Below are 18,525 nucleotides of genomic sequence, written 5' to 3'. Positions count from 1 at the left end.
GATAGTTTATAATAGTATAGGTAGTAAATTAATAGAGGGAAATGAGGTAATGTAATGAGTTTAACTGTTAATCCTGTTGAGAATCTTACAAGTGAAGTTGAAAAACACCGAAAAACAGATCATTCTGTTAGCCCCTTATTTTTAAATCGTTGGTCACCGAGATCCTATTCGGAACGCAAAGTTTCGGATGAGGATTTGGCAAGCATTCTTGAGGCAGCACGTTGGGCGCCATCCGCCTTTAACGATCAGCCATGGCGTTTTTTTGTAGCAAAAACGGAATCACAGTTGAAAGTCTTTCATGAATTTTTATCACCATTTAATCGCATATGGGCAGAAAAAGCCCCGGTACTTATATTAATTGCATCAAAGAAAAATAGAGACAACGGCGATCCAAATGGGTCTCATGCATTCGATACAGGTGCAGCTTGGGGCAATTTAGCAATCCAAGCAACAATGCTTGGATTGAGCACACATGCAATGACAGGGTTTGATAAAGAGACAGCTCGGCAATTGTTAAATGTTCCAGAAGAATTAGATATTCAAGCCGTCATTTCAGTTGGCTATCGTGGCGAAAAAGAAGCGCTAGATCAGAAATTACAAGAACGTGAAAATCCTAGTAGTAGAAAGCCGTTACAAGAGGTCATTTTTGAAGGAAACGAAAATGCATAACTGGTATATGAGATCAAAATAAAGGGGATCATTGCCGGATAAAATAAGCTACTTGATGTAGATTTATTAAAGTCCTGTATACGTAAGAGGTGGAGGAGAGTGTCTCAAAATGGGTAGAACCCAATGAGACACCCTCCTCATTTTCATTCATATCGAAACTTAATTATATAGGAAGGTTCTCAAGGTTATCAGCCCTATAGCAATACCTAAATCTTCTGTTGCAAGTGCTGGAGTTCATTATTACCGTCTCCAACGATGGTCACTTATGTTCTTCATTTTGTAATTTCTTTTGACATATATTATATCCTCGGGCAATAAATCTGCGAAATAACGATTAATATTAGTATCTAAAGCAATCATTTTTGCAGGTTCCTTCATGATCTCTGTTTGATTTCCTCCACTAAGTCTTAATGTTCTTAAAGCTGAGGCAGTTGTTCAGGAAAGTGTGGTATTAGATAAATATGACAGTACAAACTAATAGGTATGAAATCGTTCTAATAAGGTAAATTAGTAGAGAGTTTTTTCCTTATGCAACTTACTTGTATATCGCTTACTTGTATAAAACTATACAAAAAGATTGCTCTAGACCCACCTGTATTCTAGTTGTTATCATAGTCTAGTGTTTAATGGGGGGACAAATAGGATGGAAGAACAAAAGTATAATGATCTTAAATTAGGCGAACGTGGGGCAATCATTAGTATTATTGCTTACATAATTCTTTCAATTATAAAATTAGTTATTGGATATATGAGTGACTCTGCTGCTTTGAAAGCAGATGGTCTAAACAATACAACCGATATCATTGCATCTATTGCTGTACTCATCGGACTCAAGCTTTCACAAAGACCACCTGATAAAGATCACGGGTACGGGCATTGGAAAAGTGAAACCATTGCATCAATGGTCGCTTCTTTTATTATGGCAGTAGTTGGTCTTGAAGTATTGGTTGCTGCTATTACTTCTATGTTTCAAGGAGTAAAGGAGTCACCTGATATTATGGCAGCTTATGTAGGTGTTTTTTCTGCACTAGCCATGTATTTTGTTTATCGTTACAACAAGAAATTAGCTATTAAAATTAATAGTAAAGCAGTTATGGCAGCGGCAAAAGATAACATTTCAGATGCTTGGGTGAGTATAGGAACAGCGGTAGGAATATTCGGTTCGCAATTAAATATGCCTTGGCTTGATACGATAACAGCCATTATTGTAGGATTAATCATATGTAAAACAGCTTGGGATATCTTTAAACAAGCATCTCATGAACTTTCAGATGGATTTGATGAAAATAAAATTCAACTTTATCAGGATGTAATCAGAAAAGTGGATGGAGTTAAAGGAATAAAAGAAATTAAAGGGAGGAACTACGGAAATAATGAAGTAATAGATGTTGTGATCCTTGTTAATTCTACGTTAGATATTAAAGAAGCTCATGATATAGCTACCCATGTTGAAAAAGTCATGATAAAAGATTATGGAGTATACGATGTTCATGTCCATGTAGAGCCAAATTAATATTGTAGCATTCTTCTTTGTTCAACTATCGGGCGCGGCTCTTCAAAACAGAAGGTCGCTTTTTTCTTATTCAGTCACCTAATCTTATTGAAGAAGGCAATTTTAACAACGGTATGCGTGTGTTTAATAATATAGAAACAACCATAAGCGTCTACTCTCAACCCTACGATGAAAAGAGTTCAGGTTCTAAAACTTTATCACCTAATGAAGGTGACGGTGCGGAGCCGACTTTGCGAAGCTCCGCCCCTTTTCTACAGAAAAAAGTAGATTGGTTCTTCAACTAAATGGGGGACATTATAGAAAATCGCTTAGAATGACTTTATCGCTTTACAACAATGGTATAATTATAGTTGTTCATATAAGTATATTCTTATATAATAATGAAGGAAAAAGCAGTGTTTATTTCGCTTATCATATAAGCACATAATTATTAAGTGATCTAAGGTGGGGAAATGATGCAAACTAATCAAGAATTAGACATTGAATCAACAGCAAACGTGCTTAAATTGTTAGGTGATAAGACACGTTTAACCATGATAAAAATTATGTCTGAGCATGAATGTTGTGTTTGCGAGTTTGTTGATTTGTTTGAAATGAGCCAGCCGGCTATAAGTCAACATTTACGAAAGTTGAAAGATAGTGGCATCGTGAAAGAAACAAGAAGAAGCCAATGGATTTTTTATTCGTTAAACCCATCATCTTCATTTTACTCATTTATCACTACAGTTATTAGAGACTTACCTAGCCAACAATATAAATTAGATGAGTTAGAAGTACAGGGTAAGCGAATTTGTTGTGACTAACAAGGAGGAGGCCTTTAGTGGTTATTTTAGCCAGTATGATCTTTTTATTAACACTGACCCTCGTTATATGGCAACCAAAAGGGTTATCCATAGGATGGTCAGCGTGCGGTGGAGCGTTCTTAGCTCTGATTGTTGGGGTGGTTCATTTTCATGATGTCATAGATGTAACCTCAATCGTATGGAATGCAACATTAGCATTCATAGCAATTATTATTATTTCTCTTATATTAGATGAGATTGGGTTTTTTGAATGGGCAGCACTACATATGGCTAGGGCCGCTAAGGGAAATGGCGTTAGGATGTTTGTCTACGTGAGTATATTGGGTGCTCTTGTAGCAGCTTTCTTCGCCAACGACGGGGCAGCACTGATTTTGACTCCAATCGTATTAGCGATGGTTCGAAATTTAAAGCTCAGTGAAAAAATGATTTTCCCTTTTATTATTGCGAGTGGGTTCATTGCCGATACTACTTCACTCCCTTTAGTGGTGAGTAATCTTGTTAATATCGTATCTGCGGACTTTTTTGGGATTGGATTTGCCGAATTTGCTTCACGAATGATCATACCAAACTTATTTGCATTAACTGCAAGTATCTTGGTTTTATATCTCTTTTTTCGTAAAAGTATTCCAAAGAACTATGATCCTTCACAACTCAAGGAACCATTTGAAGCGATTCGTGATGTAAAGATGTTCCGTTTATCTTGGGGCGTGTTAGGAATCTTACTGATTGGTTACTTCACTAGTGAATTTATTGGAATACCTGTCTCTATCATCACAGGTATTGTGGCTATCTTCTTTTTAATAATGGCTAGAAGAAGTCATGTAGTCAACACTAGAACTGTCATCAAAGGAGCACCATGGAGCATTGTCTTTTTCTCCATTGGCATGTACGTAGTAGTATACGGTTTACGAAATGTGGGGTTAACGAGTGTATTGGCTGATATAATCCAATCGACAGCCAATCAAGGTCTATTTGCTGCAACAGTAGGAATGGGCTTCATTGCAGCGATACTTTCATCACTTATGAATAATCTGCCAACTGTAATGATTGATGCTCTGGCCATATCCGATACAAACACAACTGGGGAAATCAGAGAAGCGTTAATTTATGCCAATGTCATTGGTTCAGACTTAGGACCAAAAATTACACCAATCGGTTCTCTAGCGACTTTACTTTGGCTACATGTATTGTCTTTAAAAGGCGTGAAAATTTCGTGGGGCACTTATTTTAAAACAGGAATTATTTTAACGATCCCAACATTGTTAATAACTCTTGTTGGTCTATATATTTGGTTACTTATCATCCATTCATAATCTAACTTAAAAGGAGCATTAAATGATGTCTAAAAAAACGATTTACTTCTTATGTACAGGAAACTCTTGCAGAAGCCAAATGGCAGAGGGCTGGGCAAAAAAACACTTAGGTGATAAGTGGGAAATGAAAAGTGCAGGTTTAGAAGCACATGGATTAAACCCGAATGCAGTAAAAGCAATGAAAGAAACAGATATCGATATTTCTCATCAAACATCTGATGTGATTGATCCAGTAATATTAAATCATGCTGATTTAATCGTAACACTTTGCGGACATGCGGCAGACAATTGCCCGGTAACTCCTCCACATATCAAACGTGAACACTGGGGCTTTGATGATCCAGCAAAAGCTGAAGGAACAGAAGAAGAAAAATGGGCATTTTTCCAACGTGTTCGTGACGAAATTGGAGATAGAATTGAACATTTCGCAAAAACTGGAAAATAAATATAAAGATTTACATTTAATCCTTTGGGGAAGTGTTGGTGTAAACCACTAAATTGTCTACCCCTAGCGTTCATAGTTCATAATAAGGGTTACTTATTCTTCTTAGGAGTCTGCCATGCAGGCTTCTTTTTTTGTGCATTAAATAAATATAATGATAATTCTACAATTTTATTAAAATAGGTCGATAAATATAATAATTATTCATTTAGTAAAAATTCAGCCGTTGTTATATTACGGAAAAGGTATCGTTCTTGGATTCCTGTCTGTAGATATACTTTGTCTAGATTTTGTTATCAAAAAACAGAAAGAGGCCATATGCAATGCGTAATTTTTTTAGAAATTTCAAGACTAAGTTATTCTGTTCTTTTGCTGTGATATTAATCATTCCAGCTTTAATTGTGGGATCATTAGCGTATTTATCGGCCAGCAAAGCACTTAAAGAAGATATAATGAACAGTGCTGCTGAGAATATTAATCTATTGGATTCAATCATAGATAGTACGATTAATCCCAAAATACATGATGCTCAAACTTTTTCAGAATCTGTTACATCAAGTTTTTTGGAGGAAGCAACCATTCCGAAATTAAGAGAACAATTTACTCATTATGCTAACTTGCATCCGGAAGTTTTAAGCATCTATATTGGGGCAGATGATGGTTTGTTTGTTCAAGAACCGCAAATAACGACAGCCTCGGATTATGATCCCCGAGAAAGAGACTGGTATAAAGATGCTAGAGAACGTAATGGGGAAGTTCTTATTACCGAGCCATATTTGGATGCTGGCACAAATGATCCGATAGTAACCGTTGCCAAAGAGTTAAAAGATGGCTCCGGAGTTGTGGCAATCGACATTAAAATAACCTATTTACAAAAGTTAACGAATGAAGTCAAAATTGGGAAAGAAGGCTATGCTTTTCTCCTAGATGGGAATAAGCATTATATTGCACACCCTACGAAAGAAAGTGGATCAGAAGCAAAAGAAAGTTTCTTTGATACCATGTATAAAAATGAAAAGGGTACTTTTGAATATCAATTCGATGGTCAGGTCAAACAAATGGCCTTTACTACTAATAAAGTAACAGGTTGGAAATTGGGCGGTACTATGCTTGTATCTGAGGTTGACGAGTCAGCATCGCCCATTTTTAAATCTACCTTAACCGTTTTAATAATCGCCATCATTATTGGGGCGGTAGTTGTTTATTTTGTCGTACAATCTATCATCAAACCAATTAAAAGGTTAAAGGAAAGCGTGATAACTGTAAGTAAAGGGGATTTAACAGAGCAGATTGAAATAAAGTCTAATGATGAAATTGGGCAATTAGGAGATGCATTTAATGATATGCAGGAAAGCCTTCGAACTCTCATTCAAAAAGTAGAGCTGAGTTCAGAGCAACTTGCTGCATCTGCAGAAGAACTAACGGCAAATGCGGAACAAACTGGGGTAGCTACCGAACAAGTTGCCGTATCGATTCAAGAAGTAGCAAGCAGTACAGAGAAACAAACAAGTGGCGTGGATCGAAATGCCGAATCCTTAAATGAGCTCACGCAAGGTATAGCCAATATTGCAGAAAGCGCATCCAACGTTGCTGAACTGTCCTTACAAACAACTATGCAAGCGGAGGAAGGTGGGAAAGCTGTTCAAAAAACCAAGGAACAAATGGATTCGATTCATCAATCGGTTACGGAATCAAATGAAATGATACAATCCTTGTATGAACGCTCTCAAGAAATTTCGTCCATTTTAGATGTAATTACAGAAATTGCCGATCAGACCAATCTCCTTTCTTTAAATGCAGCCATTGAATCGGCGAGAGCCGGGGAACATGGCAAAGGATTTGCAGTAGTAGCTGATGAAGTGAAGAAGCTTGCTAATCAATCTCAAAGCTCTGCAAAACAAATATCTGACTTAATCCAAGATATTCAAATGGATACATTGGATTCGGTTCACAAGATGGCTCTAGTTACAAATGATGTACGAAATGGATTAACTATATCAGACGAAGCTTTTGAGAAATTCGAAGTCATTTTAAATAGTATGAAAGAAATAACTCCCCATATGGAGGAAGTTTCAGCTACGGCAGAGCAGATGTCTGCTGGAGTTCAAGAGGTTAGCTCAATAGCGAATGAACTTGCTTTCTTGGCAAAAGGAAATGCGGCAACTTCAGAAGAAGTAGCTGCCTCAACAGAGGAACAATTGGCTTCTATGGAAGAGATTTCTGCATCAGCGAGGTCACTTTCTCAGATGGCTGAGGAGCTAAAAGAATTAATAGCAGTGTTTAAGTATTAAAGCGTTTCTTTAACTATTGTAGAATTAATAAAAAGATGAATGATAAAAACGATTCCTATTTTGTATTGGAATCGTTTTTTTGTGGGTGTGAAAAAGTTTGGTTATCGCTTTTTTTACGACTACTCTGAATAAGTTCCATGTACTGTGTATCTCCTAACCCATACTCTGTGAATTTTTCCAATAGTACAGGCACTAGTTGTTTCTCTGGGACATTTTGATGTTGTTGGATATACAACATTAGATCACTATCTTTATGAAGGTAGGTCAAATACAGTTCGACTCCCTTCTTTAAAGGGGGTGGACTGATACATTTCGGCATGATTTTATGCACTAAAACTTGCTTGTATAGCTCATAATACCCCATCGGTTCCAGCGTGAATTTTTCTAAGAGCTCAAAATGATGTCCAACAATATGAAGATCAATTGGCATTGAATGATTTGTTTGATCGAGCCAAGCGAGAATGGTGAGCAGATTCATTTGACAAAACATGTCGGTATCAAACCATAATCTTAGATGAGTAAAATCGTTATGAAAGAGAGGATACAATGGCTTTATCGTGATTTCTTCGTATTGAACGGCTGTAATGTGATGGACCTTAGCACGCAAGGCAATGAATGTATCTGAAAATAGTTGACTAGATGTGGGTCCGAAACACATAGCTTCGTTAAAGGGAATCATCATTTCTTTATTAAGAAAATGTGTTTTTTTGAAATAATGATACATCGATTGTCCGTTTAAAATGTTTAATGTATGGTTAGGGGACAACTGTGACAACTCCTTTTATTATAGAAGATCACGGATTACCAATTACGGCTTGTTCCTGAAGAACCTTTAGCTTTACTCCAAAAAGAACAACGGCTCTCTAATAGAATAAAGTTAATTATAGAAGAAAGGCGTTCATAAAGTATCCATTCTGCTTTATGAACGCTCTTCCCAATCCCTTTGAGAGCGATCACTACAAAGCTGGTTATCGCACTAATGAATTAATGAAGCGTAGGAATTAGCCGAGTTAGAAGAAATCAGAAAAAAATGGCGGCCTATTTGGAATAAGTGCTTCAAGCTGTTCAATGCACGCTTCACTACCTGAAATCAGGCCTGCTGAAACGAGTTCATTAGGGCGTTGATAGCCAAATAATATGGCAGTTAACGTATTAATAGATAAACGTATTCCAGCATCAGTATCGCGAGCGGTCAGGATTTCCCCTGCATGCAGCTGAACCGACTTTTGATTATCTAACAGCAAGTCATCTTCAATATGTAGAACCACGCCTTGCTCAATATGATTCCACTTAAAATCATATTGAGCTAAAAAGGAATCTACATCTACAATTCGAGCCATGAAATAAGGTGTTAGCTCGGCTTTGATTCGGGGTTCTTTTAGCATAAAATGCAGAGGTTCTCTTTCGAAAACGGTCAATTCAACTTGATCGACCATCGAGTCATGCTGGCAAATAAAGTTCCAAAGACTTATTCTGGCATTGCTAGTTAGTGCGATAAATTCAGTTACATTCATTTTTCGATTATGGACACTATACATGAAATATCCGTTAGCATTTCCGTGAATATCATAATAAACGGCGACGAACTGACCGCCATACACACTCTTTTGCCACCATGATTTTTCCCTAACAAGCATGCCGTTAAATTGTTCGGCATATTGTTCATAAACACTTTCTATTACAGCAGAATGATCCTCTTTCATCAGCCGTTTGATCGTACCACTAGGGTGGTTTTTCATAATAAGGTCTGATTTATTCAATATGTATTTCATTCGGTTACTAAATAGTTCCCAGCCAAATTTTCGATAAAAGGGAACGGAAAAAGGGTGAAGCATGGAAACACTCATGCCTTGGTCCTTGATTTGGAATAAAGCTTCTTTTAACAGTTCCTTTACAAATCCTTTGCGACGATATTCTGGATAAGTAGCTACACCAGCAATACCACCCATCTTCAGTCGATTCTTCCCTAGATAAATGGAAAGGGGCAAAAGATGCAATTTTGCTGCAAGCTGGTCATTTTCATTTATCCCATAAATTTGATGGTGTTGCTTCATCGTTTCGATTCGATCCGTTATTTGATCCTCGAGTACTTGATATTGAAAGGCATACTCAGAAAGCTTCATCGCTTCTTGTAATTGATCCCCACTTAATTTGAAAACAGTCATTAAAAGCCCCCCTAAATAATTTTCTATACCTTCAGGATAACATGAACAGTTTAAGAATAAAAAAATCCTTTAACTTACTAAAATAATGGGTTGAATAAACGATATAAGTAAAGGAGCTAGTCCTATTTTTACAACTATTGAGATAGTCAAAAAAGGAGAACAAACATGAAAATACAGAGTAAATTAATTCTCATTCTAGTAATACTTGTATCATCTATTATAACTGTGGGGGGAATCTCTAGTACGATTACGAATCGAACAGTAGAGAAAAATGAAGATATTAGAAAGAAAATGGAGATGCAAAAGACGATTGTACATATCCAATATCGGATTACAGGTATGTCAAATGATGAGCGGGCATTTCTGTTAACGGGAGAGAATGATTATTACGAAGGGATGAAGGCGAAAGCAGAAGATGTCGAGCAGAAAATAAAAAAGTTAAAGGATTTGGATACTGATCAAAAGTATCAGCAATCAATAGAAGATTTAGCAAAAAACTTCACTCAATACTGGTCGCTAAATCAGAAAGTCCTCGAGTCTTATACGAATAATCCACAAGCAGCAAAAGAAACTCATTTTGGGGAAGAAAGAACACTAAGGAAAAACATATTAGACCCATCCATTAATCAATATGTCGAACAATTAGAAACAGAAGTTGCTAATTTAACCGAAGAGTATGATAGCACTTCACAAATTGGCAAAAGGGTTATTTTAGTGATTACAATCCTTTCATCCGTCGTTGGGTCTACACTTGGAATCATCCTATTAGTTTCGATTATAAAACCATTAATGATCTTAAATGAACAGATGCGAGACATCGCTCAAGGTGAAGCAGATTTAACAAAGGCGATTATGATCAAAAATAAAGATGAGTTTGGTGAGTTTGCCGCAACATTTAATCAATTTATTACTTCACTTCGCGGAATCATGCAACAAATTGGCAGGTCTTCTGAGCAAGTGGCAGCTTCATCACATGAATTCACTGCCAATGCAGAAGAATCCAAAGCTACATCAGAAATCGTTTCAACTACGATGCAGGAAATATCAGATAGCGGCAATCATCAATCAAGTATGACTGAACAAGGTTTGGACTCTGTTAAATCAGCTCTTTTAGGGATTGAAACGATTAGCTCGAATACAAAAACGGTAGCAGAAGCATCATTAGTCATGAAAAAGCAAGCAGAAAATGGTTCTCAGTCGATACAACAGGTAGGAGTGCAAATGGAAAATATTCAGGTATCTGTTGAATTAGCAGACGAAGGCGTTCATTCACTTGCAAATCGTGCACTGGAGATCAATAATTTTACCTCCATCATTAATGATATTGCCAATCAAACAAACTTGCTTGCATTAAATGCGACGATTGAGGCTGCAAGGGCTGGTGAAGCTGGTAAGGGATTTGCAGTGGTCGCTCAGGAAGTACAGAAGCTAGCTGAACAAGCCAATGACTCAGCTAATCAGATTAATGAAGTTGTACATAATATTCAGCAGGAAACTAGAGTAACTGTTGATAATATTAAGACTGTCAAACAAAATGTATTCTCTGGCTTAGAATTATCCACTGAAGCTGAAAGCCAATTTAAAGAGATTATCGACTTCATTGATCAAGTATCTTCGCAAATTCAAGAAATTGCTTCCGCTTCACAACAGTTGAGTTCTGGTTTTGGTAATGTTTCACGTTCAATCGAAGAAATTTCTAATGCGACAAAGGAATCCGCTAGTCATACAGATGAAATTGCAAAAGCAACTGAAGAACAGCTAGCGTCGATGGAGGAAATCTTAGTTGCAGCAATATCTCTATCATCTTTATCCGAAGAACTTCAAGAATTGACTTCTAGGTTTAAAGTATAATTTCATTTCCTCTAGTTTGTTAATCCTTCTTTTAGGCTGTTTTCGTATACTTTGTTGCATTTACTACTAATCTGGGTTGAATTCCGTTACAGGTATTCGCTTTCTGCGGGCGGTCTTAGGAGTCTCGCACCTGCCACTACAATCAACATCGGCTTGAATTTGTTACTTGCTAAAAACAACAATCTTTACGAAAAGCCTATTTTATAAAATCTGTTGACTCTAACGTTACGTGATATCTTATAGTCAAGATCAGAGGGAGGGAAAACAAATGATGAAAGTAAAAGAGGTAGCTGATTTAGTTGGAGTAAGTGTGCGCGCACTACATCATTATGATGAGATTGGGTTATTATCCCCGGATACGATAACCGAATCGGGGTATCGATTGTATTCCAATGAAAATCTTAGTACACTGCAGCAAATTTTGTTTTTCAAAGAGCTCGACTTCCCTTTAAAGAAAATTAAAGAAATTATCAGCAGTCCTTCATTTAACCAAGAAGAGGCACTTTCCATGCACCGTAAACTGCTACTCGAGAAGCGTAATCGGCTGGATGCGATGATCAGGACGATTGATAAAACCATTTCTTTTACAAAAGGAGAAATTAAAATGACTAATAAAGAAAAATTTGAAGGCTTTGATTTTAGTCAAAATCCGTATGAGCAAGAAGCGCGTGAACGTTGGGGCGATGAGGCAGTTGATCAATCGAAGGTGAAACTAGGCAAAATGTCAACAGAGAAACAAGCAGCGATGGGGGCAAAAATGAACGAAATCTACCGTAATCTTGCTGAATTCAGACAAGAATCACCTGCCTCACCCGATGCACAAGCAGCCATTAAAGAATGGTATGATTTGCTAAACAAGATGGGCAACTACTCACTTGAAGCTTTCAAAGGACTTGGCCAAATGTATGTGGATGATGAGCGGTTTACAAAAAATATTGATCAATTTGGCGAAGGCTTAGCAGCATTCATGCGTGACGCAATGGCTGTTTATGCAAATACGAATAAATAATAAAACGAAGAACTCTTCAATATGGAAAGACTTAATAATCTGCTCCTAAAATAATTTTTTGATATTCTTTATCCATTTATTCATTTTGTAAATTCCTTTTCTTCCCGATGATAATCACAGAGAAGAAGGTCAAAATAACAGAGATGGTGAAGATCATCAATTTAGTTGTGTAGGGGGCAGGAATATGGCGACAAGACAATCGGTAGCAAATTGCCTACAGCAATGTGAAGAGGTATTACGCATTGCTTCTGACGAGTATACACAAGGTGCAAAGCAAGAGCATTATAATGATGTGTCATATGTTGAAGCACAGGCCTTACTACAAAACGCTGCAAATGAAATTGAAACACTTGCTGCCAGTGGAAATCTGCAACAAAGAGAACAATTAAAACTTATGAGAAATCAAATCCAGCAGATGCAACACAATATGATTGTGCTGAATCGCTAAGAAAATGAGTCTATATTAAATTAACGAGGTCAGACCCCACAATAAATAGTGGAAGTCTGACCTCTTCAAAAGGGCGGAGCTTCGCAATGCCACCTTCATATACAAATTGAGAATCTGACCCTTTATCATCATAGGGTTGGGATCAGATTGTATTTTAGACTTTAGCGTGGTTCATGAAGATCCCAGGCTAATTTTAATGAATCGACGATATAGTCGGCAACTTCGTCAGCCTCAAGATTGTCCGTATCTACCTTCGAATTATGAAGCGAATAAATCGGTTTTCTAGAATTAAAAAGTTCTTCAATTTCTTCAATGGAACGCCCTTGCAATACGGGCCGGCTATCGATGATAAGGCTGATTCTTTCCTTCCATGATTCCCAAGATAAATCTAAATAAATGACAATACAATGTTCTAAACAAACTTTTCGTATTTCTTCCTGTAAAAAAGCCCCTCCACCTACAGAAATGATTTTCAGCTTTTGTTTACTAAATGTGCTAATTACACTTTTCTCTTTTTCACGAAATGCTTTTTCGCCAATTTTTTGGAAAATTTCAGAAGTTGCCATATTGTATTCTTTTTCAATTTCCTGATCTATATCAATAAAATCTCGATATAATTTCTTAGCAACCATCTCACCAATCGTAGTTTTACCAACACCCATAAATCCGATCAATACAACGCTTTTTTCTCTAAAACTACTATTGTCATGATTCATTCCACTGCCCTCATTTCACCTAATCCTATTATTGTTCGACAAAAACTACATGTCACTATTGTAAAGGATTTGGTTAATGGATAACACTGTATTTTTGGAATGTTGAATAATTTTATGAAGGATTTGGGGACGAGGCTTCGCGAGCCTATCTACTATGGTTATTAAGAAAGGACTCTAAAATCTAGCTCTGCACTGTCACCATTGTGATTAGGTGAGTGTAGCGTGCTACGGGATGAATCCTTCATAGTAAATGGTGGCGTTTTAACGCTATAGTAGTTTTGTATGTAGGCAAGTGAGTGCTAGCACGCTTAGCTGAATTAACAGTCTATGATGTATGGTTTTGCTGCTAAAAAAAGTATTGCGCCTCCCGAAGAAAACCACTAAACTAGGATAGTTGTTGAAATATATATAGAAATCAGGTGCATAATGATGCCGCGTGCTTTATGGGTTTTAATTATTGGAATGACCCTGAATGTGACTGCTTCTTCGTTTTTATGGCCTTTAAATACAATCTATCTTCATGAACATTTAGGAAAAACGCTATCGATGGCAGGACTTGTTTTGCTTGCTAATGCCCTTGCAAGTGTTGTCGGCAATCTTTGTGGCGGTGGACTGTTTGATAAGTTTGGTGGTTACCAGACTGCAATGGCTGGCGTGATTATCACATTATTGTCTTCTGTTGGAATGGCTTGGAATCATGAATTTCTGCCATATTTAATCTTTTTAACGATTTCAGGATTTGGAACAGGTATCGTGTTTCCGGCTATTTTCGCAATGGCTGGTACCGTTTGGAAGGATGGCGGCAGAAAATCGTATAATGCTGTTTATGTTGCCCAAAACTTTGGTGTTGCAGTAGGCTCAGCTCTTGGCGGAGTGATTGCTTCCTATTCATTTGAATATGTGTTTCTTGCCAATACAGTGATGTACGTATTATTTTTCTTTGTTGCTCTCGTTGGATTTAGAGGGATCAAAGGGGATGCAGCGGTACAAACGTCCATCCTTCAGGAAAAACAATCGACTAAACCTTCTAATAAAATGCTTTATCCATTGCTTGTGTTATGTCTTGGCTATTTTTTGTGCTGGATTGGTTATGTTCAATGGCAATCGACAATCGCAGCATATACACAGGAAATTGGAATTTCACTTAAACAGTACAGCTTACTATGGACAGTCAATGGTGCATTTATCGTACTTGCGCAGCCGCTCTTGGCAATCGTGATTAAATGGTTTGCGAAAACATTGAAAATCCAGCTAATCTTCGGCATGATCATCTTTATTCTTTCGTTTGCGGTGGCTGCTACATCAAGCAGCTTTGCGGGGTTCATGACGGCAATGGTCATCTTAACGATTGGTGAAATGTTCGTTTGGCCCGCAGTTCCAGCTGTGGCAGGAGAGATTGCGACAAAGGGAAAAGTGGGACTTTATCAAGGCATTGTCAACAGTACGGCTACAGGTGGTCGAATGATCGGTCCGCTTCTCGGAGGATTCCTTGTTGATACGAATGGAATGGATATGATGTTCGGTGTATTAACGATATTTGTCGTCTTAGCCATCGGAACTGTTTTTATTTTCGATAAAATGCAAAAGAGAGTAAACGAAGGCAACGGCTCAGTCTTTCCTGTGAAATAAGGAACCTATTCTAAAAATCATGCATATAGTAAGAAAAACATGATCATAATAGGAAAGAGCCCTTGCTTTTCCTGTGAAAATTCACTAGAATGACTATATAACTAAATATTCTAATACAGACAGTGATAAGGAGTAGTACCGATTAGAACCTGTGTAGAGAGTTGACGGATGGTGCAAGTCAACCAGGAGTGATCGCGAACTCGCCTTTTGAGTTTCAGGCATGAAGGAATAGTAATGCTTGACGTTCATCCGCGTTACGGATTTTTAAGTGGGGCGATGGTTGTTATGTCGCCAATTTGGGTGGTACCGCGGGTTGATTAGATACATAATCCTCTCGTCCCTTTTTATAGGGATGAGGGGTTTTTTTATGGACTTTTTTTATGGGAAGGACCGATGATGGTTATTCTTAAAAATGAGGAGGAAACAAGAATGAGTTTTAAACATAGGTCGATAGAGAAGAAATGGCAAAAATATTGGGAAGAAAATAAAACGTTTAAAACGGGTGAAGAAACCGGCAAACGGAAATTTTACTCGCTTGATATGTTCCCATATCCATCTGGGGCTGGACTTCATGTTGGTCACCCAGAAGGCTACACAGCAAGCGATATTTTAGCACGGATGAAACGGATGCAAGGCTATAATGTGCTTCATCCAATCGGTTGGGATGCTTTTGGACTTCCAGCAGAGCAGTATGCACTTGATACAGGAAATGATCCAGCGGAATTCACGCAGCATAACATCAACACATTCCGCCGCCAAATTAAGGCATTAGGTTTTTCTTATGATTGGGATCGGGAAATTGATACAACAGATCCAGACTATTATAAATGGACGCAATGGATTTTCACGAAGCTTTTTGAAAAAGGGTTGGCGTACATTGATGAAGTAGCGGTCAATTGGTGTCCTGCGCTTGGCACGGTTTTGGCGAACGAAGAAGTCATCGACGGAGTAAGTGAACGTGGAGGGCATCCGGTTGAACGACGCCCGATGAGACAATGGGTGTTAAAAATCACAGCATATGCAGACCGTTTACTTGACGATCTTGAAACAGTAGATTGGCCGGAAAATATTAAAGATATGCAGCGTAACTGGATCGGACGTTCTGAAGGAGCTGAAGTGACTTTCAATATTGACGGTCATGATGATACGTTTACCGTCTTCACGACACGTCCTGATACTTTATTCGGTGCAACCTATGCGGTGTTATCTCCTGAGCATCCGTTTGTTGACACGATTACTACACCTGAGCAAAAAGCAGCGGTAGAACAATATATTACTGAAGTGAAAAATAAAACGGATCTTGAACGTACGGATTTGGCAAAAGACAAAACAGGTGCATTTACAGGAGCGTTTGCCATCAACCCAGTTAATGGTGAAAAAATGCCAATCTGGATTGCTGATTATGTACTAATGAGCTATGGAACAGGTGCTATTATGGCGGTGCCGGCTCATGATGAACGCGATTATGAATTCGCAGTGAAATTCGAATTGCCAATTAAAGAAGTCGTAGCAGGCGGGGACGTGACGAAAGAAGCGTATACAGGCGATGGTGTGCATGTGAATTCCGAATTCCTAAACGGCTTAAATAAAGAAGAAGGAATCGCAACGATGATTAAGTGGTTGGAGGAAAAAGAAATTGGTACGAAGAAAGTAACATTCCGTCTTCGCGACTGGTTATTCAGCCGTCAACGTTACTGGGGAGAACCGATTCCAATCATTCATTGGGAAGATGGTACAACAGAAGCAGTTAAAGAATCTGATCTTCCTGTTCTATTACCGAAAACAACAGATATTAAGCCATCCGGTACAGGTGAATCGCCACTTGCGAACATCCATGATTGGGTGAATGTAACTGATGAGAATGGCAGAAAAGGTCGTCGTGAGACAAACACGATGCCACAATGGGCAGGAAGCAGCTGGTACTTCCTACGTTATATCGATCCGAACAATACAGAAGCGATTGCTGATCCGGAAAAGATAAAAGAATGGATGCCAGTTGATATGTATATTGGTGGTGCCGAGCATGCGGTCCTTCATTTATTGTACGCGCGATTCTGGCATAAATTCTTGTATGACATTGGCGTTGTTCCAACATCTGAACCGTTCCAAAACCTTTTCAACCAAGGAATGATTCTGGGAGAAAATAATGAAAAAATGAGTAAATCAAAAGGAAACGTAGTAAACCCAGATGATATCGTGGATAGCCATGGTGCCGATACTCTACGTCTATATGAAATGTTTATGGGACCTTTGGAATCATCGATTGCTTGGTCTGAAAATGGACTTGATGGCGCTCGTCGTTTCCTTGACCGTGTATGGCGTTTACTTGTTAATGACGACGACACACTGACAGATAAAATTGTCGATACAGATGATAGCGGCAAGCTTGAGAAAGTGTACCATCAAACGGTGAAGAAGGTTACAGAAAACTACGAGACTTTGAAATTCAACACAGCAATTTCGCAATTAATGGTCTTTATCAATGATGCATATAAAGCGGACACACTCCCTAGACCATATATAGAAGGTTTCGTGAAAATGTTATCACCAGTTGCTCCACATATCGCTGAAGAACTATGGGTAAGACTCGGGGCTACAGAAACAGTCACATACGAAACATGGCCTGCTTATGATGAAGCAAAAATGATCGACAACGAAGTCGAAATCGTTGTCCAAATTAATGGGAAAGTGAAAGCAAAACTAATGGTACCAACAGACACAACGAAAGAAAAACTAGAAGAAATCGCCATGGGCGAAGACGCTATTAAAGAACAAATCGACGGAAAAACCGTTCGTAAAGTCATTGCGGTACCTGGTAAATTAGTGAACATCGTTGCGAATTAAATAAAAAAACTGACTCACTCTGACTGTTTAGTCTTTAGTGGGTCAGTTTTTTTTGTGCGCAGACCTAGAAGAAGGAGATAGCGTGAAAAACCAAATAGATGAGGAATTGCGCTATTTCGTGGTCGATAATGTCAATAGAACTTATTTTTTGCTGAGGGAGTATCGATCTATTTAATTGGCATCCAAACCTCAATCACATTGTCCGTTGCACTTGCTGGATACAAATACTTCTCGAAGTTAGGGGCAAATCTGAATTGAACATCTGTTTTCTCATGCAGAGCTTGGAAAGCAGGTTTGATGCCTGGAATGCCATTCTCCACAGTAGCAACAATATAGCGCCCTGATTCAATTTTTACTTTTTCTACATCAGACCGATCTACTAAATCTTGAATGCCTGCAAGATAGTGTAGTTTCCCTTCACGATCAAAATCGATACAGACACCGTAAAACGTATCCGCTGAAATGTTATCGATTTTTAAGGTTGCGTTTAACTTGTCCCATATTTGCGGGATTTCAGCGGTAGTACCTACGTGTTTATAGCCTATTACCCAAAAACCTTCAATCGTTTCAATCCTCGTTTTCATCACAATCTCCTCCTTATTCCTTATGCAACTTTCCAATCTCTATGATATACTTCCCATTTTATCATAACTTCTCGACTTACTAATATAGCCAATCAATGAATTAGGTATACTGATCTTACCTTAGAACGCATAAAAAATTCTAGCTCCGCACCGTCACCATTGTGAGTGTAGCGTGCTACAGGATGGATCCTTGGTGTAATGCCATATTCGTTTTGTATGAAATATTTTTAGGTAAGTATTGGAAATAC

General features: G+C 38.1%; 15 protein-coding genes and 1 other annotated feature. Of the genes, 11 read left to right on the top strand and 4 right to left on the bottom strand.

Annotation, left to right across the window (positions count from 1 at the left end):
- Positions 1–54 precede the first annotated feature (54 nt).
- From V179_RS0117075 to V179_RS0117045, 6 genes are all read left to right on the top strand, one after another.
- The gene (locus V179_RS0117075; RefSeq protein ID WP_028392561.1) at positions 55–669 is read left to right on the top strand and encodes a nitroreductase family protein; all 615 of its coding nucleotides are present in this window, start codon (positions 55–57) and stop codon (positions 667–669) included.
- A gap of 643 nt (positions 670–1,312) precedes the next feature.
- Positions 1,313–2,182, top strand: a complete 870-nt coding sequence (locus V179_RS0117065; protein WP_028392560.1) for a cation diffusion facilitator family transporter — start codon at positions 1,313–1,315, stop codon at positions 2,180–2,182.
- Between the two features lie 452 nt (positions 2,183–2,634).
- Entirely contained in the window at positions 2,635–2,985 is a 351-nt protein-coding gene (locus V179_RS0117060) for an ArsR/SmtB family transcription factor (RefSeq protein ID WP_152534750.1), read from the top strand.
- A 17-nt stretch (positions 2,986–3,002) separates the two neighbouring features.
- Positions 3,003–4,298, top strand: coding sequence for an arsenic transporter (locus V179_RS0117055; protein WP_028392558.1), 1,296 nt, complete (start codon positions 3,003–3,005; stop codon positions 4,296–4,298).
- Between the two features lie 25 nt (positions 4,299–4,323).
- The gene (arsC, locus tag V179_RS0117050) at positions 4,324–4,743 is read left to right on the top strand and encodes an arsenate reductase (thioredoxin) (protein ID WP_028392557.1); all 420 of its coding nucleotides are present in this window, start codon (positions 4,324–4,326) and stop codon (positions 4,741–4,743) included.
- A gap of 320 nt (positions 4,744–5,063) precedes the next feature.
- Positions 5,064–7,031 (top strand): methyl-accepting chemotaxis protein, encoded by a 1,968-nt coding sequence (locus V179_RS0117045; protein ID WP_028392556.1) that lies wholly within the window; start codon positions 5,064–5,066, stop codon positions 7,029–7,031.
- 55 nt (positions 7,032–7,086) lie between these two features.
- Here the strand turns inward: V179_RS0117045 and V179_RS28225 are convergent, their stop codons facing one another.
- Complete coding sequence (locus V179_RS28225; RefSeq protein ID WP_051405000.1) at positions 7,087–7,797, bottom strand: hypothetical protein; 711 nt, start codon at positions 7,795–7,797, stop codon at positions 7,087–7,089.
- A gap of 244 nt (positions 7,798–8,041) precedes the next feature.
- Positions 8,042–9,196, bottom strand: a complete 1,155-nt coding sequence (locus V179_RS0117035) for a GNAT family N-acetyltransferase (protein ID WP_028392555.1) — start codon at positions 9,194–9,196, stop codon at positions 8,042–8,044.
- Positions 9,197–9,361: 165 nt separating this feature from the next.
- On the opposite strand from V179_RS0117035, the gene V179_RS0117030 reads away from it, so the two are divergent.
- From V179_RS0117030 to V179_RS0117020, 3 genes are all read left to right on the top strand, one after another.
- Positions 9,362–11,047: a methyl-accepting chemotaxis protein gene (locus tag V179_RS0117030; protein WP_028392554.1), complete on the top strand. Its 1,686-nt coding sequence runs from the start codon at positions 9,362–9,364 to the stop codon at positions 11,045–11,047.
- A 271-nt stretch (positions 11,048–11,318) separates the two neighbouring features.
- Positions 11,319–12,056 carry a MerR family transcriptional regulator gene (locus V179_RS0117025; RefSeq protein ID WP_028392553.1) on the top strand — a complete coding sequence of 246 codons (738 nt, stop codon included), beginning with the start codon at positions 11,319–11,321 and terminating at the stop codon, positions 12,054–12,056.
- 184 nt (positions 12,057–12,240) lie between these two features.
- A complete protein-coding gene (locus V179_RS0117020) occupies positions 12,241–12,504 on the top strand; it encodes a YtzC family protein (RefSeq protein ID WP_028392552.1) in 264 nt (87 codons plus the stop codon).
- Between the two features lie 161 nt (positions 12,505–12,665).
- On the opposite strand, the gene V179_RS0117015 is transcribed toward V179_RS0117020, so the two are convergent.
- Positions 12,666–13,220, bottom strand: coding sequence for a shikimate kinase (locus V179_RS0117015; RefSeq protein ID WP_028392551.1), 555 nt, complete (start codon positions 13,218–13,220; stop codon positions 12,666–12,668).
- A 429-nt stretch (positions 13,221–13,649) separates the two neighbouring features.
- Here V179_RS0117015 and V179_RS0117010 point away from each other — a divergent pair, with 429 nt between their 5' ends.
- Both V179_RS0117010 and leuS read left to right on the top strand, forming a co-directional pair.
- Positions 13,650–14,849 (top strand): MDR family MFS transporter, encoded by a 1,200-nt coding sequence (locus V179_RS0117010; RefSeq protein WP_028392550.1) that lies wholly within the window; start codon positions 13,650–13,652, stop codon positions 14,847–14,849.
- Between the two features lie 113 nt (positions 14,850–14,962).
- Positions 14,963–15,194 (top strand) — a binding site (T-box leader).
- A gap of 84 nt (positions 15,195–15,278) precedes the next feature.
- Positions 15,279–17,693 (top strand): leucine--tRNA ligase, encoded by a 2,415-nt coding sequence (gene leuS / locus V179_RS0117005; protein WP_028392549.1) that lies wholly within the window; start codon positions 15,279–15,281, stop codon positions 17,691–17,693.
- A 167-nt stretch (positions 17,694–17,860) separates the two neighbouring features.
- Here the strand turns inward: leuS and V179_RS0117000 are convergent, their stop codons facing one another.
- Positions 17,861–18,277: a GyrI-like domain-containing protein gene (locus tag V179_RS0117000; RefSeq protein WP_028392548.1), complete on the bottom strand. Its 417-nt coding sequence runs from the start codon at positions 18,275–18,277 to the stop codon at positions 17,861–17,863.
- Positions 18,278–18,525: the final 248 nt, after the last annotated feature.

It is taken from the genome of Bacillus cihuensis (assembly GCF_000504145.1).
GTDB classification, from domain to species: domain Bacteria; phylum Bacillota; class Bacilli; order Bacillales; family DSM-1321; genus Peribacillus; species Peribacillus huizhouensis.
The sequence above is the reverse complement of the archived record's forward strand: the minus strand, read 5'-3'. Positions and strand labels throughout refer to the sequence as shown.